The 19,525-nt window shown below is 59.2% G+C and carries 13 protein-coding genes; 9 read left to right on the top strand and 4 right to left on the bottom strand.

Annotation, left to right across the window (positions count from 1 at the left end):
- Positions 1 to 31: 31 nt before the first annotated feature.
- Together LGH70_RS11450 and LGH70_RS11445 are read right to left on the bottom strand one after the other, a co-directional pair.
- Positions 32 to 3,058, bottom strand: a complete 3,027-nt coding sequence (locus LGH70_RS11450; protein ID WP_226185645.1) for a TAT-variant-translocated molybdopterin oxidoreductase — start codon at positions 3,056 to 3,058, stop codon at positions 32 to 34.
- A 153-nt stretch (positions 3,059 to 3,211) separates the two neighbouring features.
- Positions 3,212 to 4,570: a c-type cytochrome gene (locus LGH70_RS11445; RefSeq protein WP_226185643.1), complete on the bottom strand. Its 1,359-nt coding sequence runs from the start codon at positions 4,568 to 4,570 to the stop codon at positions 3,212 to 3,214.
- A 382-nt stretch (positions 4,571 to 4,952) separates the two neighbouring features.
- Between LGH70_RS11445 and rpsF the strand changes: the two genes are divergently transcribed.
- The 6 genes from rpsF to priA all read left to right on the top strand — a co-directional run bounded on the left by rpsF (position 4,953) and on the right by priA (position 13,227).
- A complete protein-coding gene (rpsF, locus tag LGH70_RS11440) occupies positions 4,953 to 5,330 on the top strand; it encodes a 30S ribosomal protein S6 (protein WP_135464846.1) in 378 nt (125 codons plus the stop codon).
- 4 nt (positions 5,331 to 5,334) lie between these two features.
- Positions 5,335 to 5,586, top strand: a complete 252-nt coding sequence (gene rpsR / locus LGH70_RS11435) for a 30S ribosomal protein S18 (protein ID WP_100338887.1) — start codon at positions 5,335 to 5,337, stop codon at positions 5,584 to 5,586.
- 21 nt (positions 5,587 to 5,607) lie between these two features.
- Positions 5,608 to 6,051: a 50S ribosomal protein L9 gene (rplI, locus tag LGH70_RS11430; RefSeq protein ID WP_226185641.1), complete on the top strand. Its 444-nt coding sequence runs from the start codon at positions 5,608 to 5,610 to the stop codon at positions 6,049 to 6,051.
- 302 nt (positions 6,052 to 6,353) lie between these two features.
- Positions 6,354 to 8,474, top strand: coding sequence for a GSCFA domain-containing protein (locus tag LGH70_RS11425; protein WP_226185639.1), 2,121 nt, complete (start codon positions 6,354 to 6,356; stop codon positions 8,472 to 8,474).
- Positions 8,475 to 8,528: 54 nt separating this feature from the next.
- The gene (locus LGH70_RS11420; protein ID WP_226185637.1) at positions 8,529 to 10,580 is read left to right on the top strand and encodes a thioredoxin domain-containing protein; all 2,052 of its coding nucleotides are present in this window, start codon (positions 8,529 to 8,531) and stop codon (positions 10,578 to 10,580) included.
- Between the two features lie 109 nt (positions 10,581 to 10,689).
- Positions 10,690 to 13,227, top strand: coding sequence for a replication restart helicase PriA (gene priA, locus LGH70_RS11415; RefSeq protein WP_226185635.1), 2,538 nt, complete (start codon positions 10,690 to 10,692; stop codon positions 13,225 to 13,227).
- Positions 13,228 to 13,327: 100 nt separating this feature from the next.
- On the opposite strand, the gene LGH70_RS11410 is transcribed toward priA, so the two are convergent.
- A complete protein-coding gene (locus tag LGH70_RS11410; protein ID WP_226185633.1) occupies positions 13,328 to 13,819 on the bottom strand; it encodes a hypothetical protein in 492 nt (163 codons plus the stop codon).
- A gap of 335 nt (positions 13,820 to 14,154) precedes the next feature.
- Between LGH70_RS11410 and LGH70_RS11405 the strand changes: the two genes are divergently transcribed.
- The 3 genes from LGH70_RS11405 to LGH70_RS11395 all read left to right on the top strand — a co-directional run bounded on the left by LGH70_RS11405 (position 14,155) and on the right by LGH70_RS11395 (position 16,749).
- Positions 14,155 to 14,934 (top strand): class I SAM-dependent methyltransferase, encoded by a 780-nt coding sequence (locus LGH70_RS11405; protein WP_226185631.1) that lies wholly within the window; start codon positions 14,155 to 14,157, stop codon positions 14,932 to 14,934.
- Between the two features lie 69 nt (positions 14,935 to 15,003).
- Complete coding sequence (locus tag LGH70_RS11400) at positions 15,004 to 16,242, top strand: S-adenosylmethionine:tRNA ribosyltransferase-isomerase (RefSeq protein WP_226185630.1); 1,239 nt, start codon at positions 15,004 to 15,006, stop codon at positions 16,240 to 16,242.
- Positions 16,243 to 16,431: 189 nt separating this feature from the next.
- Positions 16,432 to 16,749 (top strand): hypothetical protein, encoded by a 318-nt coding sequence (locus tag LGH70_RS11395; protein WP_226185629.1) that lies wholly within the window; start codon positions 16,432 to 16,434, stop codon positions 16,747 to 16,749.
- Between the two features lie 74 nt (positions 16,750 to 16,823).
- Here LGH70_RS11395 and LGH70_RS11390 read toward each other — a convergent pair whose 3' ends face one another.
- On the bottom strand, positions 16,824 to 19,403 hold the full coding sequence (locus tag LGH70_RS11390; RefSeq protein ID WP_226185628.1) for a M14 family metallopeptidase: 2,580 nt from the start codon (positions 19,401 to 19,403) through the stop codon (positions 16,824 to 16,826).
- Between the last annotated feature and the right edge of the window lie 122 nt (positions 19,404 to 19,525).

Here is a 19,525-nt window from a genome sequence, read left to right as displayed (position 1 = left end):
CCCTCCGTTCCTAAGCTCCTTGACCCTGTTATTAAGCGTTGCGAACTTCAGTTTCCGTGTTACGGATCTTGGTCAGATACGTGATGTTAGGCTGCACGTTGATGGCATCCAGAACGTGGAAGCCACGCTCACCATCCTCACGGCGCATGATCTTCGAGATCTGCGACTCCGGGTCGCGCATGTCGCCGAATACGATGGCTTGGGTGGGGCACGACTGCGCGCAGGCGGTTACCACTTCTCCATCTTTCGGACGGCGCTTCTGCTTCTTGGCTTCCAGCTTACCGAGCTGAATTCGCTGTACGCAGAACGAGCATTTTTCCATCACACCCCGAGCCCGGACTGTCACGTCGGGATTCAGTACCATGCGGCCCAGATCCGTGAACATGTGGCCGTTTACGTCTTCGAATTTCTCGTTGGAGTAGTACGAGAACCAGTTAAAGCGACGAACCTTGTATGGGCAGTTGTTAGCGCAGTAGCGGGTACCTACGCAACGGTTGTAGGTCATCTGGTTTAGACCTTCCGAGCTGTGGGTGGTAGCCAGTACAGGGCACACCGTTTCGCAGGGAGCGTGGTTGCAGTGCTGGCAGAGCATAGGCTGAAAAATAACCGACGGGTTCTCCGACGGGTCTTCCATGGCTGCATACGTAGCCAGTTTGCCTTTCTCCGCGAAATCCTCCTTGCTGGCGTCCGAGCTGTAGTAGCGGTCAATACGCAACCAGTGCATTTCGCGACGGTTGATTACTTCCTGCTTACCCACAACGGCAACGTTGTTCTCCACCTGGCAACCCACTACGCACGAGCCGCAGCCAATGCAGGAGTTGAGGTCGATAACCATGCCCCAGTGGTGGTTCTTGTACTCATAGTCCTGCCACAGCGAAACCTTGTTGGGCTTCTCTAGGCCTTCCGGCGTAGCAATCTTGTCGTACTCGGTTACCTCCTTAGGGTTCTCAATATATTTGGCCAGCGTCGACTCCTGCACGACCGGCTTGCGGTCCATGATGGTGTGGTGCGTCTGGGTCTGGGCGATGGGCGACTGAGCACCCGTCTTCTCCAGCGTTACAGTGTTAGCGAAGATTACGGCGTTGTCGCGTACCACGGCTAGTGGGTAGGCGTTAGCGCCGGTTTTGTCGCCCACTTTGCCCGCCATTTCGCGGCCGTAGCCAATGGCGATGCTGACAGTATCGTTGGCTTGACCGGGCTGAATCAGCACGGGCAACTCAATGGATTTACCGTTGGCAGTTACTTTCAGAACGTCGCCCTGCTCCCACTCCTTGGCTACTGCCATCTTGCGGGGAACGGCTACGTAGTTGCCCCAGGTAGCTTTCGAAACCGGGTCGGGCAATTCCTGCAGCCAAGGGTTGTTAGCCTCGCAGCTACCAACGCCAACGCCAACCTTCTCGTAGAGGGCCAGTTCAATGCCTGAGCCTTTCGGGGCGGAATTGATGGCGGCAATAGCTTGGTCGGTGCTCATGGCCGGAGCAGCCTGTGCTACCGGAGCCGGCGACAAAGAGCCGACTGCCACACCATCGTGTACGGCTTTATCCCAGCCAGCCTGGAAGTTGCCTCCCAGCAGACCGCGCCAGGAAGCGCGCAGGTAATTGTAGTAGCTCTGCGGATTACCAGCCCAGGTCAGCAGGCTGTCCTGCGCCTGACGGGTAGCAAACAGCGGCGAAATCGTGGGCTGACTCAGGCTCAGGAAGCCACGCTTCGGCTCATAGTCATTCCACGACTCCAGATAGTTGTGGTCGGGGCAAGCGTAGGTGCAAAGCGAAGTGGTTTCGTCCAAACGGTCGTTAAGCGAAATGCTCAGCGCTACTTTGGCGACACCCGTTTTCACTTTATCAGCCAGCGGATGGTCGTAGGCGGGGTTGGCATGATAGAAAATCACGGCGCCAACGGTGCCAGCATTCATATCGTTCACCAGACGCAGCATGCGGGCATCATCCCCTTGGCGCAGCATCGATGGGCTAGCAACGTCAACGGCTGCACTGCCGATAGCCTGGTTGATGGCGGCTACCAGCGTTTGTACGGCTACATCATTGGAACCCGACACAACCAAACCACGGCTGCCAGCGGCTTTCAGCTCATCGGCAGCTTTCTTCAGCTGGGCCGAACTGGCAGCACCGCTGCCTACTACGCCATTGTATAATGCCAAGGCAGTAGCACCCATTTCCGAGGGCTTAACCGGTACCCGAACATCGGCGTTGGAACCAGTCAGTGACAGCGCGGTTTCAAACTGGAAGTGACGCGACATGGTCTTCTTGTCAGCCGATACCTTGCGGTTGGTGATGTACTGACGAGCATACTCAACCGGAGAAAGCCAAGTACCGAGGAAGTCGGCGCCCAAGCTCACGATAACAGCAGCTTTGCTGAAATCGTAGGAAGGCAGTACGCCACCATTGGCCCGCAGCAGTGCTGACTGGGAGTTGGCATCGTACATCACGTGCTCCGTGTTGGGGTAGCGCGAGGCAAACTCAGCAATTACCTTCTTGGTGCTTGGGCTGATGATAGTCGGCGACACGATGGCAATACGACCGGTAACACCGGCCAGCTTCGTGCGGATTTCCTGGTCGACTTGGTCGGTAGCAGCTTTCTTACCCTTGATGGCGAAGTGCTGCAGACGGCCTTTATCGTAGAGGCTCAGCACCGAGGCCTGAGCCCGGGCCGACAGGCCACCCCGCGTAATGGGCGACTCAGGGTTGCCTTCCAGCTTAATTGGCCGGCCCTCACGGGTTTTTACCAACACACTGTTGTAGTCGGTACCGGTGAAATAAGTGGAGGCGTAAAAGTTGGCAATACCCGGATCAACCTCTTCAGGCTTGTTCAGGTAGGGAATTGCCTTGCGGACCGGGGTTTCGCAGCTAGCCAGGGTGGCAGCGGCAATACCAAAGCCCATGAGTTTGAGGAAGTCGCGACGCGGGGCTACCGCGGCGTCGGAAGAGCCGTGGGATTCCTTCACCGGCAGAAAATCCGCAAACTCGCTGAACGCGCCTTTTACGAACTCCGGTGAGCTTTCCAGTTCCTCAATTCCCTTCCAGTACTTAGGCGACTCTTGCATCGTGTTTTTTGGGGACTAGGGTCTTAGGGACTTAGCGACTTGGATTCAGGTCCGGTAAGTCTCTAAGTTGGTATGCTTGTTTTTAAAGAAGAAAACAGGTCTTAGGCGCTCCGAAAGCAGCACTGCTGGCTCGGGCACCTAAGACCTAGTATGCTAGTAGTGGCACTTCGAGCACTCCGTGCCGCCGTTCGACGATACCGTAAACGGTGCAGCACCGTTGGCTTTATCGTGCAGCTTCACGAGGTTGTTGTAGTAGCCGTTGCCCTTCGTGTTGAGAGGCGTTTCGCGGTGGCAGTTGATGCACCAGCCCATGGTGAGAGGCGAATACTGGTACACCACTTCCATATTCTGAATCGGACCGTGGCAGGTCTGGCACTCGATGCCGCCCACCTGGGTGTGCTGCGAGTGGTTGAAGTAGGCTAAGTCAGGCAGGTTGTGAATCCGAACCCACTGGATTGGCTGCTTACGCTCGATGGCGCGGTATATCTTCTTGATTTCGGGCGACTCCGTTTTGATCTGCGAGTGGCAGTTCATACAGATGTTGGCCGAAGGAATGTTAGCGCTCTTGCTCTTGTATACCGACGTGTGGCAGTACGAGCAGTTAATCTGGTTTTCACCGGCGTGCAGCTTGTGCGAGAAGGCAATCGGCTGAGTAGGCTGATAGCCCTGGGCCAAGCCAATGGCCATCACACCCTGTACCGACTCATATAGCACAACCAGTACGAACAGGCCCAACGCCAGGCCACGCACCACGGGCGACCGGTAGATCTTGCCCAGGTCGAAGCGCGACTCTAGCTGCTCCACGTCGCGACCATCAAGGTCTTTGCGGCCGCGCAGCACGTCTTTCATGATGTTGGCGATGATAACCAGGGTTACCACCAGCACCAGCAGCACAACTACTAATACAATCAGCAGAATGTCGATGGTGCTGCTGCCGGTACCAGCGCCAGCGGTGGCACCAGCATCCTGGCCGTCAACTTTACCGGCATTATCACCCGTTGCACCACCGGCAGTAGCCTGGGCAGGCTTATCACTTTCGGCAGCTACATAGGAGATAATCGAGGTGATTTCAGCGTCGGAGAGCTGGAAGCTCGGCATCTGCTGCTTCTGGTACTGGTTGAAGATCTTCACCGCGTACTCGTCGCCGCTGGCAACCAGTTTGCTGGAGTTCTTGATCCACGGAATCAGCCAGGAGATTGGCCGACGCTTGTGAATATCTTTAAGGGCGGGGCCTACTACTACATCATTGATGGCGTGGCACTGAGCGCAGTTTTGGGCGAACAGAGCGTTACCAGCGCTGATAGCAGCGGCATCACCGGTGGTGGCACCCGCAGCGGCAGCTGGGGCGGCGGCGGCTGTTGAGCCGGGCGTCACGCCATCCTTGCTAGCAGCCGGCGCCGTAGCGACGGGAGCGGCATCTGCTTGCTGAGCGGTGGAGTTACCCACGGCAGCAAATGTCAGAAACAGCGCTAGAAAGAAGTGGGAGAGTGGACGAAGTCGGATGCTATTCATAGCACAATGTGACTGGGAAAAAGAAAGGCAGGGGTACTTCAAGGCCACAAATGTAGGTCGGGAAACGCAGACCGCAAACCTGCCCGGGCTAATTTTCGCCCGTTGCAGCTTGCTTAGAATCATTCTAAAAACCAACGCAGCGCATCTCCTTATATAATAGGAATACATTGCTGCCCTCTACACCCGAGCTTGAAGCTCCCACGGATTAATACTACTCCTTATGCTAACTTATCTTAGCTTCAAAGGTTTGCCTTTGCTTCACCTTCGCCCCGATATTTCCCGGGTCCCAATAATTTTACACGTGGTCTTGAGTAGAACCCCAGAATAATAGTATCTTTGCGCCCTGATTCATTTTTCTCATTTAATTTTTTCATCCCGTCTAATGGAAGTAAGAAATTACGAGACGGTCTTCATCCTCACTCCCGTTCTGAACGAGACGCAGGTGCAAGAGACGATCGAGAAGTTCTCGCAGGTGCTTAAGGAAAATAGCGCCGACATTATCCACTCCGAAAACTGGGGCCTCAAGAAGCTTGCTTACCCAATTCAGAAGAAAAACACCGGATACTATTTCCTGGTGGAGTTCACTGGCTCAGGTAACATCGTTGACGTACTCGAACTGGCTTTCCGCCGCGACGAGCGTGTCATCCGCTTCCTGACGACCGTTCTCGACAAGCACGCGGTGGCCTACAGCCAGCGTCGTCGCAATGGCGAGATGAACCAGCAGAAGGCTCAAAAACAATCGGAAGCCGTAGCCCAATAAGACCATGAGCCTAGCCAACGAGAAAATCCACAAGCAGGACACGCGCAAGAAATACTGCCGCTTCAAGAAGAACGGCATTAAGTACGTGGACTACAAAGACCCGAACTTCCTGCTGAAGTTCGTGAACGAGCAGGGCCGCATTCTGCCCCGTCGTATCACCGGCACCAGCCTGAAATTCCAGCGCAAAATTGCTCAAGCCGTGGCTAAAGCCCGTCACTTGGCTTTAATGCCCTACGTAACCGATTCGTTGAAGTAAACCTTTCTTACAGAGACTGACATGGAAGTAATTCTGAAAGACGACGTAAAGAATCTGGGCTACAAGAACGACATCGTTACTGTAAAGTCCGGCTACGGTCGTAACTACCTGCTGCCGCAGGGTCTGGCTATTCTGGCCGACAAGACGAACAAGAAAATCGTTGCCGAAAACGTACGTCAGGCTGCTCATAAAGCTGACAAAGTGAAAGGCGACGCGCAGGCAATTGCCGACAAAATCGGTGATGCAGCCTTCGAGCTGAAAGCTAAAGTAGGTGAGAGCGGCAAAATTTTCGGCCGCGTAACTACCCTGCAGCTGGCGGAAGCTTTGAAAGCAAATGGCGTGGACGTAGACCGCAAGCGTATCTCCTTCGACCAGGAGCCTACGTCGGCTGGTGAGTACACCGCGACCATCAACCTGCACAAGGAAGTGAAGCACCAGGTGCGCTTCAACGTAGTAGCTGAGTAAGCTCCTACTTCTTGAGTAAAGAAAAGCCTGACTACCGCGGTAGTCAGGCTTTTTTGCTATTTGCTACGGGCAATTTTATAATCACCGCCCGTTGCCTACTCCTAGCGCACCCGAAAAGGGAAACGTCTTCTTGGTGAGAGGTGTATACCTTTACCCCAGGGAAGATCAACCCAAGGAGCGTGGTTGGCCGTAGGCTTTCTGAGCTCTTTCTCCCCTGCTCTTCACGGGCTGGTTTTGGCTGAAAGAACAGAGTTGAGTAGGTTGCTTGTTCGTTGGCCGTTGTTAGGCCTTATACCTGTAGAATGTTTCGTACTGAATTACCGCTTACGCCGCACCCGCAACAACTGCCGCTCTCTACCCGAGTGCTGACGGTGGGCTCGTGCTTTTCGGATACTATTGGGAGCCGCCTGGCGGCGGCCAAGGTGCATACCCTGGTCAATCCTTTTGGCACCGTCTTCAATCCTTTATCGGCTTGCCAGCTGCTACGCGCGGCCGCCGGTGAAGAAATGGACTGGCAGCAGCACTTGGTAGAAGCCCGGGGCCGCTGGCAAAGCTACGACCTGCACGCCACCATCGGGGCCGATTCGCCCGTGACGCTGCTGCAGCGCATTCAGGGCCTCGTGCAGGAAGTAGGCGCTTTTCTGCAGCAGACGGATGTGGTGATTCTCACGCTGGGCACTGCCTACGCGTATCGGCTGCTGGAAACCGATGAGGTAGTAAACAACTGCCACAAGGTACCGGCCGACCGGTTTGAGAAAGTTCTGCTTACGCCGGACGAGATTATCAATGCCGTGGCCGAGACGCACGCCTACCTGCGGCGGGCCAACCCCAAGCTGCGCTTTATTCTGACGGTAAGCCCGGTGCGGCACCTGAAAGACACACTGCCGTTGAACTCGGTCAGCAAATCGGTGCTGCGCGTGGCGTGCCACTACCTGAGCGAGCTGCTGCCCGACGTGTCGTACTTTCCGGCCTACGAGCTGTTGGTGGATGATCTGCGTGACTACCGCTTCTACGCGGCCGACATGCTGCACCCATCCGAAACAGCCGAAACCTATATCTGGGAGCGGTTTACGCGCACTTACTTCGACGCCGCTTTCGGCCGGTTCCGTAAGGAATGGGAATCGGTTCGGCAGGCACTTGGGCACCGGCCGCTCTACCAGGAAGCCCCCGAGCACCGGGAGTTTCTGGAAGCAACGCTGGGCCGACTGCACCGCTTGGCTTCGCAGGCCAATGTGCAGGCTGAAATCCGGGAGGTGGAACGCCAGCTAGCCGCACTGCCCGTGCCCCAGCCGACTATAGTGCCGGAGCCGGAACCCGATGATGACGAGGAGCGCATTGACATTGGTGAGCCCCAGAGCCAGCCCCGCGAGGTGAAGGGCCGGCCAGCTTTTGTGCCCGCCGTAACGGCACCAGTATCACCGCTGCCGACGCCGGAACCAGAAGTACAGGCAGAAGACGATTCTGATGCGGAAGATACGGACGAGGCCGACGAAGCTGATCAGCAGGGCGAAACCCCGGCATTCCCGAAGAAGAAGCGCCGAAGCCGTGGTGGTGCCAAGCGTACGGCTCGTAAAAAGGCGGCCCAGCTCTACGCCCAGCAATTAGCCGAAGCGTCGGGTAGCGTATCTACCGCGGAAAGTGTAGAGCCTGCTCCAGCCGACGATATCGTAGCGCCATCTTCGCAGCCCGAAGATCAGTCCGCTCCTGCTCACCCTGCAGAAGCACTGCCAACAGCCGAACCGGCTGCAGCGGAAACAGCAGTGCTTGCTGAGCCAGTGGCGGCAGCAGCTCCTGTGGTTGTGCCCGCCCCGGTTCGGGTTTCTGCCCCTGCTCCTGCCCGGGTGGCCAAACCCGATTGGTTGCAGCTTATGGATGAGTCCGAGGAAATAGTGGCCCCCGCCCCAAGTGAGGCCAACACGCCGGCACGTATCAAAAAAGCGTCCCAGGCAGCTGAAAAGAAGCCCCGGGCTGTTAAGGACCGCCTCATTACGACTCCTCCCCGTAACTCCCGCCGTAAGCAGACGCCGCTGTACGCTGAACCTGCACCGGAGACTGACGACGCACTGCCCGTAGAAGCAGTGGTTCCGGTAGAAGCGCCCGTAGAGGCCCTGCCAGCTGCGCCGATAGAGTCAGCAGCTCCGGCTCCGGAAGTAGTGGCGGCGGTAGTAGCTCCAATTGAGGCCATAGCGCCCGAGCCAGTGGCAGAAAAGCCCGAACCCAAGAAAAAGTCCCGCCCCAAAGCGGCTCCTAAGGCCAAGGCTACTCCCAAAGCCAAAGCACCGGCAGCAGCTCCGGAAGTAGTTCCGGCAGCAGCTCCAGAAGTAGCCCCCGAACCAGCAGCGGCCAAGGTCCCGCCAAAAAAACGGACGCGTCCACCCCGCAAAAAGCCAGCGGCGGCCGACGAAACGCCCCCAGCTTCGTAAACCAGAACCCGGCTTGTATGGCCGGGTTTTGCATTTAGCCCCAGCCGTCTGCTCATGTCTGCCAACCAGCCCGCTACCAACCGTCTCAGTCAGGAAACCAGCCCCTACCTGCTGCAGCACGCCCATAATCCCGTGGATTGGTATCCGTGGGGGCCAGAAGCGCTGCACCGAGCCCAAGAGGAGCAGAAGCCCATTATCGTCAGTATAGGCTACGCGGCCTGCCACTGGTGCCACGTGATGGAGCGGGAGTCGTTCGAGAATCCGCGCATCGCGCAGGTGATGAACGAGTACTTTGTGTGCATCAAAGTTGACCGGGAAGAGCGGCCCGATGTCGACCAGGTGTACATGGATGCCCTGCAGGCCATGGGCTTGCAGGGTGGCTGGCCTCTGAATGTGTTTCTGAACCCCGAAGCCAAGCCCTTTTACGGCGGCACCTACTTTGCGCCCCGCAGTTGGGTGCAGCTGCTCGAAAGCATCGGGCAGGCGTACCAGGGCGAGCACCGGGCGGAGCTGGACAAGTCGGCGGAGGAATTCGCGCGGGGGCTGCAGGCCAGTGACCTGGCAAAGTACGGCGCGGCCCCGTCGGATCTGGCGCTGTCGGAGGAGCAATTCAAGCTGTTGGTCTACAACCTGGGCGTGCGGTTCGATGCGGAGAGAGGCGGCATGAACCGGGCACCCAAATTCCCGATGCCCGGCATCTGGCGGTTTCTGTTGCGCGGCCACGCCCGCACCGGTAGTCAGCTGCTACTGAATCAGACCTTGCTTACGCTGCGCGAAATGGCCTGGGGCGGCATGTATGACCAAGCTGGGGGCGGCTTTGCCCGTTACTCAGTGGATGCCGAGTGGCTGGTGCCTCACTTCGAGAAGATGCTCTACGACAACGGGCAGCTGGTGAGTCTCTATTCGGAGGCCTACCAGGTAACCCAGGAACCGCTTTTCCGCGAGGTGGTATACGACACTATTGCCTTCATCAGGCGGGAGCTGACCAGCCCGGAAGGCGGGTTCTACTCCTCCCTGGATGCCGATAGTGAAGGTGAGGAAGGCAAATTCTACGTGTTTACCAAGGAAGAGCTGCAGCACATTATCGGCGACGAGGAACCGCTTTTCTCGGATTACTACAACTGCACGGCGCTGGGCAACTGGGAACACGGCCGCAACATCCTGCACCGCCGCCAGTCCGATGCCGACTTTGCCGCCAAGCATGAGCTGGCGCCCACGGTGCTGGCCGAGCTGGTAGCTGAGTGGAAACAGAAAATCATGCGGGCCCGGGCCCAGCGGGGGCGCCCCGGCCTCGACGACAAGATCCTGACCGGCTGGAATGGCCTCATGCTAAGCGGCCTCGTGGATGCTTACCGGGCATTCGGGGAAGCCGAGTTCCTGGAGTTGGCCTTGCGGAATGCCCGTTTTCTGCAGCGCACCTTGCGCCACGGTTCGCGCCTGCGCCGTACCTACAAGGCCGGCCGGGCTACCATCGACGGATTTCTGGAAGACTACGCCTTGGTTATCCAAGCCTATATCGGGCTCTACGAAGTTACCTTCGAGGCCCAGTGGCTGCACGAGGCCCAGGCCCTGACCGACTACGTGCTGGCCCACTTCTTCGACCCGGCAGAGAATCAGTTCTTCTATACCGATGATGCGGGTGAAACGCTGATTGCCCGCAAAAAGGAGCTGTTCGATAATGTGATTCCCAGCTCCAACTCGGTAATGGCCCACAACCTGCTACGCCTGGGCCTGCATCTGGACAAAGAAGACTACCGCGACCTGGCTGCCACCATGCTGGGCCAAGTGCAGGAGTTGGTGGTAAAAGAGCCCCAGCACCTCACCAACTGGGCTTCCCTGTATGCATCTTTGCTGCAGCCCACGGCCGAAATTGCCATCGTCGGCCCCGAGGTGGAGGTGGTGCGGGCAGAACTGAGCCGCTACTTTCTGCCCTATGCCGTACTGGCCGGCACGGCTGAACCCAACGACGAGCTGCCGCTTCTGCAGCACCGCACGGCCCAGGGCGGCAAAACCACGCTGTACGTCTGCTTTAACCGCGCCTGCCGGCAGCCAGTACAATCGGTAGCGGAAGCCTTGGCCCAGCTGCCCCTGAATCCGGCGGGCTAACTTTTATCGGTTGGCCCTGACCCAGATAAGGGGAAATGCTCGGCGCGGGGAAACCTGCGGCCCGCAATTCGGCTTACCTTTGCGGTCCTGTTGTTAGCTGATCTGTCCGTTGAGCCTTTCCTTTGACTTTGCCCAGCCGGAAGCCGCCGGAGCCGACCGCGTCACGCTGTTTGTGGACGTGATTCTGCCCCTGCCGCTGCCCAAGCTGTATACCTACCGCGTGCCCTACGAGATGAACGACGAGGTCGTCATCGGAGGCCGTGTGATTGTGCAGTTTGGGGCCAAAAAGACGCTTAGCTGTATTGTGGCTGCCGTGCACGAAACGCCGCCCGCCCTTTACCAGGCCAAATACATCCTGGAGTTTATCGACGACGCGCCCGTCGTGACGCAGGCCCAGCTGAAGCTGTTCCGCTGGATGGCCGATTACTATATGTGCACGCTCGGCGAGGTGATAAACGCGGCCCTGCCCTCGGCCCTGAAGCTTAGCTCGGAGTCGCGCATTCAGCTGCACCCGGCTTTTGAGCCCGAGCAGAACCCGTATCCGCTGAGCGAGCAGGAGGAGAAAATCGTGCAAGTGCTCAGCGCCGAAGATGGCAAGGCCCTGACGTTTACCGAAGTCGGGGATTTGCTGGACAATGCCAACTTTCACAAGGTGATTAAGTCCCTGATTCAGAAGGACGTCATCTTTCTGTTTGAGCACTTGGCCGACAAATACTCGCCCAAAGTGGTGAAGAAAGTGCGACTGGCCCACCATTTCGTGGAGGAAGCCGCCATTGAGGAGCTGTTTACCCGCCTGGCCAGCAAGCCCAAGCAGCTCGATGTGCTGATGCGCTATTTGCAGCGGGTGCCCGTGTACCAGAACGTGCATAGTAACCACCAGGGCATCGAAAAGGCCTACCTCACCAGCGCCCCCCACCTCTCCCCTTCGGCGGTAAATACGCTCATCAAAAACGGCGTGCTGGAGCAGTTCGACGTGATTGTGTCGCGCTTCCCGCTGGACGACTCGCCCGAGGCCAAGATTCATTTCTCGCTCAGCGAGGCCCAGACGGCGGCCCACGACGAGGTGCTCAAGCAGTTTGGCGAGAAGGACATCGTGCTGCTACACGGCGTGACAGGCGCAGGCAAAACTGAAATCTACATCGAGCTGATCCGCAAGGCGCTGGAGGGTGGCGGGCAAGTGTTGTACCTGCTGCCCGAAATTGCCCTCACGGCCCAGATTGTGACCCGCCTGATGCGCGTATTCGGCACCCGTCTGGGTGTGTACCACTCCAAGTTCTCGGACAACGAGCGGGTGGAAGTGTGGAATGGCGTGCTGTCGGGCCGCTTTCAGGTGGTGGTGGGTGTACGGTCGGCTGTGTTCCTGCCCTTCGACAACATGTCGCTCATCATCGTGGACGAGGAGCACGAGAGCAGCTACAAGCAGTACGACCCTTCGCCGCGCTATAACGCCCGCGAAGTAGCCCTGATGATGGCCAACTTCCAGGGGGCCAAAACCCTGCTGGGCTCGGCCACGCCGGCCGTAGAAACCTACTACCAGACCCGGGCCGGCCGCTGGGGCCTAGTCACGCTCAGCAAACGCTTTGGCGAAGCCGGCCTGCCCGAAATTGAGCTGGTAGACACCCGCAAGCAGCGCGACGCCAAGAAGATGCTCAACCACTTCACGCCCGAGCTGCTCAGCGAGATTGAGCGTAAGCTGGGCCTGAAGGAGCAGGTTATCCTGTTTCAGAACCGCCGCGGCTACTCGCCCTTCATTTCCTGCCTCGACTGCGGCTGGATTCCGAAGTGTAAGAACTGCGCCGTGAGCCTGAGCTACCACAAACACGCCCACGAGCTGCGCTGCCACTACTGCGGCTTCCACGACCGGATGCCGGTGGAATGCCCCGCCTGCGGCTCGCGCAACCTGAAAACGGTGGGCTTCGGTACCGAGAAGATTGAGGACGACCTCAAGATCATGCTGCCCCAGGCCAACGTGCAGCGCATGGACCTGGATACGACCCGGGCCAAGAACTCCTACCAGCAGATTATTGCCGATTTCGAGCAGCAAACGACCAACGTGCTGGTGGGCACCCAGATGGTGACCAAGGGGTTGGACTTTGCCAACGTGAGCCTGGTGGGCATTATCAACGCCGACAGCATCATTCACTACCCCGACTTCCGAGCCCACGAGCGGGCGTTCCAGATGTTTGTGCAGGTGAGCGGGCGGGCGGGCCGCAAGGGCAAGAAAGGCAAGGTCATCATCCAGACGGCCGACCCGGCCCAGGTGATTTTCGACAAGGTAATCCGCAACGACTACCTCGAGTTCTACGAGTACGAAATCACCCAGCGGCGTGAGTACGGCTTTCCGCCCTTCATGCGCGTGATTCGCCTCACCGTAAAGCACGTCGATCAGCTGGTAGCAGAGCAGGCCGCTATTTTACTCACCCAGGAGTTGGTGTTCCGCCTGGGCCGGGAGGCAGTGCTGGGGCCGGAAGCGCCCTACATCTTCCGGATCCGCAACTTCTACCTCCAGGAAATCACCATCAAGCTCGACCGGGAACACACGGTGCTCAAGCACGCCAAGGCCCAGATTATGGAGTCCATGAACGTGGTAAAAGACCAGAAGGAGTTCAAGCAGGCCCGCCTGGTAGCCGACGTGGACCCGATGTAGTACCGCCGGTCATTCAACGAGCACCATTTCATCCTTGTATCAACAAAAAAGCCCCGCCGGTACCAGTACCAGCGGGGCTTTTTCGTGGGGCAGAAGACGATTACACAGCGTCGAGCAGACCCAGAATGATCAGGACGACGCCGATAATGGCGATGATGCCACCCAGCAGGCCGAAGATGCCGCTGATGGGGCTCAGCAGTGATACGAGCAAGCCCACCAGCAGCAGGATGATACCTGTGCGGATGTTGCCGCTAAGCTTGTTGGCGCTGGCCGTTTCGCTGTGCTTTTTCACCTGCAGCTGGCTTGCCAGCTTGTCGGCTTTCTTGGCTACTTTGCTAACCATAGCACGCTCCACCAGGTTGAGCTTACGGGCGGCCGGAGCTGGCGTAGCTACCGTAGCCGTGGCAGCCGAAGCGGCGGCACGTGGCGCGGCGGGGGCAGCAGGCGTGGCAGGAGTAGCCTCGGGCACTACAGCTACTGCGGCCGGAGCTTCGGGAACCTGGGCAACAGGGGCTTCCTGGGCCGGTGCTGGCTGCACGCTCACGGCGCGGTGCTGCTCAGTTCCGTGGTAGGAAGAGGTCTTGGGAAGCATGGCGTATTCAGCCCGATTACAGCTGCTGAGTGCAACCACAACGGCCGCAAATGCCGTTAGCTTGTGTAGAAGTCCGGATACGTGTTTCATAGTGTGGGGAAAGGGTGAAGGAAGGTGAAAACAGGCTTTCTACGGGCCAAAATAGAAAGAGTGGCTCTACTTTATCGTTTATCTTCTATTTTTTATCTACTCCCCACCGTGCGGCCCAGCTTGCCAGTGGAGCTTGCTCTGGATAAAATAAGCTGAACCATACCACGTTACAGACCTCCAACCCGAACGAACCCTTCCGCACGCATGGATGTTTGCCTGAACACAGTTTATTTGCACCTGTGCGTATGACCATTCCTTCTTTCCTTCCGCTGGCGTCCTGGGCGCTGGGCGTTTTGCTCACCCAGGCCTGCACCCAGCCGCTGGCCGAAAGCACCGCCGCCGCCGCCGGTGAGCAGCGTCGGCAGGCCCCGGTAGCCGACACAACCGGCTACGAGATTCGTCCCCCGGCCGACCCCAACGGCATCAGCCGCTACTACCTGGGCCGGCAGATTGCGCACGTCATGGGCCACGAGGGCGCCGACTGGCTGGAGCGTTCCGGCCGGCAGGCTGAGGAAGGCACCGACGTGCTACTGAAAGCCCTGCGCCTGAAGCCCACCGATGTGGTGGCCGATATTGGCGCCGGCACCGGCTACTTTTCCTTCCGCATGAGCGCCCTGGTGCCCCAGGGCAAGGTGCTGGCCGTGGATATTCAGCCGGAGATGATAACCTACCTGCAGGACAACAAGGACCGCAACAACGCGCCCAATGTGGAGCCGGTGCTGGGTACGGTACAAAACCCCAACCTGCCCGCCAACAGCGTTGACCTGGCCCTGATTGTGGATGCCTACCACGAGTTTGACCACCCGCGCGAAATGATGCGGGCCATTAAAACCTCCCTGAAGCCCAACGGGCGCGTGGCCCTGGCTGAGTACCGCGCCGAAGACTCCAAAGTGCCCATTAAGCGCATTCACAAGATGAGCATTGAGCAGGCCCGCAAGGAAATGAAAGCCGTGGGGCTGGAGTTTATCGAAAGCGTGGAAACCCTGCCCCAGCAGCACCTGATGTTCTTCCGCCGCGCCAAGTAGCCGAAAGTAGAATGGCAGCTAGCAGACCAAGCGAAATTAAGCCAAAACGGGCGCGTACCTTTGCGGCCTATGTCTGCTTTCCCCGATCCGCGCCTCCTTTCCATTCACGACTTCACGTATCAGCTGCCCGCTGAGCGAATCGCGCCCGAGCCCCTCCCCGACCGGGACCAGTCGAAGCTGCTGGTATACCGTAGCGGCACGCTCCAGGACCAGCGCTTTACCGCGTTGCCCGCCGAGCTGCCTGCCGACGCGCTGCTGGTATTCAACAACACGAAAGTAGTTCGGGCCCGGCTGTTTTGCCAGAAGCCCACCGGCGGCATGGTCGAGCTGTTTTGCCTGGAGCCCGTGGCCCCGTACCGCTCGGTGGAGCTGGCCATGCAGCAAACCGGCAGCTGCGTGTGGAAATGCCTGGTTGGGAATGGCAAGCGCTGGAAATCCGGACCGGTGCAGGTTGAGTTCAGCATAGCCGATCAACCGGCGGTGCTGAACGCGGAGCGCCTCGAAGCGGCCGACGGCTACTCCCTGATTCAGTTCAGCTGGCAGCCCGCTGCTGTGCCATTTGCCGAAATACTACGGGCCGCGGGTCATTTGCCCCTGCCGCCCTACCTCAACCGGGCCGACACCGAAGTGGATGCCGTGCGCTACCAGACGGTATACGCCGCCCACGAGGGTGCCGTGGCCGCGCCTACCGCCGGCCTGCACTTCTCCGACGCAGTATTTGCTGAGCTCAAAGCCCGGAACATTGCCACCGCTGAACTGACTTTGCACGTGGGCGCCGGCACGTTTCAGCCGGTGAAAGCTGACCGTATGGAAGGCCACCCCATGCACGCCGAGCCCATTTCGGCCAATGCGGCCCTGCTGCGGCAGTTGCTGCACCACGCGCCCCGGCCCATTATTGCCGTGGGCACCACCAGTCTGCGGACCCTGGAAAGCCTGTACTGGCTGGGTTGCCGGCTGGTGCGCCAGCCCGAAACGGCCGAAACCGGCGCGGCTTTCCACGTTACGCAGTGGCAGCCCTACGAGGAAGGCCCCGCCGTATCGATGCCGCAGGCGCTGCAGGCCCTACTCGACTACCTGGCGCGCACCGGCTCCGACACGATTCAGGCCACCACCCAGCTGCTGATTGCGCCCGGCTATACCTTCCTGGTTATCAACGGCCTGGTGACCAACTTCCACCAGCCGGAAAGCACCCTATTGCTGCTCGTGGCGGCCCTCATCGGCCCCGACTGGCGCCGCGTCTATGACCATGCCCTGGCGCACGACTACCGTTTCTTGAGCTACGGCGACAGTTCCCTGCTGCTGCCCTAGCTGGTTTCGGCTGTTTTGGGCTCACTCCCGGATTCAGGAGCACGGAGCAACAGCAAGCCAAACACTGGTAGTCAATATCTGACGTGCCGCGAACCGCACATTCCGGAACCAGCCCCGACTGCCGATTACAACCATTTTTATCTACCCCGTATAAGGACCTAGAATATCCTATTCCAAACGACTCTCCTCATGAAAAAGATAGCAACGCTACTGACGATGGTAGCCTTTTCGTACGCTGCGCAAGCGCAGGACACCAAAACCACAGTCCGTGACAACGCCACCGGCGCCAAAACCGAAGCTGAGATTCGCGACAATGGCACCGTGAAAGTGGAAAGCCGCTCGGGCCGCACCAAAGCCGGCCAGGCTGCCTACAACACCAAGGAAGACGCTAAATACGCTGGCAAGAAAACAGGCAGCGTAGTAAAGAAAGGCGCTCAGAAAACCGGCCGTGCCGTGAAGAAGGGCGCCTCTGCCGTGAAGAACAAGGCAGAAGATGTAGTAGACTAGTCTACTGCGTGATTGAGCAAAAAAGCCCTGCCATGAGAATGGCGGGGCTTTTTTTTGTACCAAGGCATACGGTTTTACTGCCCGACAAAGAAAAGAGCATTGCCGAACAACAGCTTGCCACCCTGCCAGAACCCGCGGAACAGCGGATTGTCGGCTAGGTACACGACCTGCCCGCGGCCCATGTTCTGGGTGCCCAGCACAAAGGTATCGGTGAGCTTGCGGCGGGCGGCGCGGCCGGCAAAACCGGCCGTGTAGTTGTCGCGCTTCAGCACGCCCACATTCCAGCCGCCTTCGGGCAAAAACCGGTAGTTGAGCGGGTCGCGCACCAGGGCAAAGTAGGTAGAGCCGTAGCCAAAGGCCAGTGGGTGGGTGTTGTCGAGCTGCACTCGGTAGACGCTGCCCTGCACCCGCTCCCCGATCTGCTGACGCTCGGCATCGGCGTAGCGGCGCAGCAGCTGGTAGGAGTTCTTGACTTTGGCGGTATCGGGCGCTTTAGTTTTAAGCAGAAAGTCTTTCTTGTTGGCCAGAAACGCCGCTGCGCCTTCCAGAGCAATGAGCTTGCCCCCGCCCCGCACCCAGGCTTTCAGCGTCTCCAGGCTCTTTTCGGGGTAGATGTCAGAATAGTCGCCATCGGGCAAGATCAGCACGTCGAACTTCTGCAGGGGCACGGTGCGCAGGTAGTCGGTGCCCAGCACCGTGACGGGGTAGCCCAGCTGCTGCTCGAAGAAATGCCAGACCTCCCCAAAGGCTGTGGGGGCTATGCCTTCGCCGGCTACCACGGCCACGTTGGGCCTGCTCACGGGGCGCACGTAGCCCGAGCCCAGGTCGGCGCCGCTGGTCGAAAAGCCCGAGCGCACGGCCTGCAGCTGCACGCCGGCCGAGTCGGCTTGGGCCCGCACCAGCTGGTCGAGGCGGGCTCCCAGACTCTCGTTGCCGGTGCGCGTGATAATGAGGGCGCCGGGCTGGTATTTCTGCCCTTCGGCCTCGAAAGCCCGCTGTGCTACCCGCACCTTAATGCGGTGCTGCAGCAATTGGCTCAGAAACCGCAGATCCTGCACGCTGCTCCACCGCGCCACGTAAGCGTAGGGCGCGGCAGTGCTGCCCACTACCCCGGATTCCTGATAGCCTTTGCCGCCCGTAAAATTCTTGGGACGCTGAGGCTCGAGGCGTGACCAAAGCGCGTAGCTTTTCACGCCGTAGGCGTAGGGCAGCGCCCAGGCGGTGATGTCGTAGGTCAGGGAATCTTCCAGGGCGGGCCGCGGCTCAAACAGCACTTTCACCAGCGTCGATTTGGGCTGATACATACTCACTACTACATCCTGGGGCTGCACCCGCACATTCTCAGTGGTACCAGTCGTGTAGCTAAAGGCGCGGGCATTGAGTTGGCGCCCCGCGTAGCCGTAGCGAATCTGCTGGCGGTCGAGGTAGGCGGTGAAGGCCCGCAGCTGGCCCGGGTCGCCGGCGCTGCTCAGCACGTAGGTTTTGTACTCGCCCCGGGGCTTGGTGCGGGCCGTGGTGTAGTACTTTTTAAACTCCTCTACCAACTCCGTATGACGCTCCGAGGCGGCCTGAATAGTCGCCAGACTAGCCGCATGGTGGTGGGCAATGCGCTGCTCCAGCGTGAGGGTGTCGCCATCGGCTTTAGCCACCCTGATGCCTGCCCGGCCCGAGCCGCCCTGCTCGTAGGTCATACCGATAGCGCCGTTGAAGCTGGGGTAGGTGTCGCCGTAGCTGGGGTAGAACAGGTCGTAGGTTTCGCGGGTGAAGTAGAGCCAGTTGTTTTGGTCGAAGACCTTGCGGTTGTAGTCGCCGATGACGTTCTGGAAGTTGCGCTGCCAGGGCGTAATGTCTTCGTGGAAGGGCTTGGCAGCGGGCGAGAAATAGTACGGGTCGTCCGGGCTCATCTCGTGGAAGTCGGCGTGCACCTGGGGCAGCCACTGGTTATAGAGGGCCACGCGCTGCTGGCTCTCCTGCTGGGTTTGCCAGGCCCAGTCGCGGTTCAGATCAAAGAAATAGTGGTTATAGCGCCCCCCGGGCCAGGGTTCATGGTGCTCCCAGGCGTAGGGCGAGGCGTTGGGCTGCTGGTTGCGCGAGCGGTTGTACCACTGCACGTACCGCTCGCGCCCGTCGGGGTTCACGCAGGGGTCCAGGAGCACCACCACGTGTTGCAGCCACTGCTGGGTTTGCGCGTTCTGGGGGTTGGCCAGGTCGTAGAGCACTTCCAGCACCGCCTCCGACGACACCGCTTCGTTGCCGTGAATGTTGTAGCTAAGCCACACAATGGCCGGCTGCTGGTCCTGCACGGCTCCGCTTTCCAGCCCGGCCAGCCGCAGGTTGTTGCGCCGGATGTCATCCAGCCGGGCCAGATTTTCGGGCGTGCCCACCTGCACTACTTCCAGCGGGCGGCCTTCGTAGGTGGTGCCGTAGGGTTGCAGCCGCATTCGGCCGCCCGAGCTTTGCACCGCGTGCTGCACGTAGCTCAGCACCTGAGCGTGGGTGGTGAAGCGGCTGCCCAGCGCATAGCCCAGGTATTGCGGGGGCGTGAGCAGACCCGCCGCGGGTTGGGCCACGCCGGGCATCCCAGCCAGAAGAAACACCAGAAGTGCCGCTACGGCCGCCCAAAGGCCGCGGCCAGACACAGTATAGGTTTGCATGAGCTACGAACGAGAAGAAAGGAAAGCGGAATAAACCACCGGAGAGGGGCCAAACCTAGGGATTCTGCCGTTACCTTGGGCATGAGCCGGGCCGACCTTGCCAGCTGTCATAAAAAATACCG

The sequence above is a fragment of the Hymenobacter nitidus genome, assembly GCF_020447315.1.
Lineage (GTDB): Bacteria > Bacteroidota > Bacteroidia > Cytophagales > Hymenobacteraceae > Hymenobacter > Hymenobacter nitidus.
This window is presented reverse-complemented; position numbering and strand designations above follow the sequence as displayed.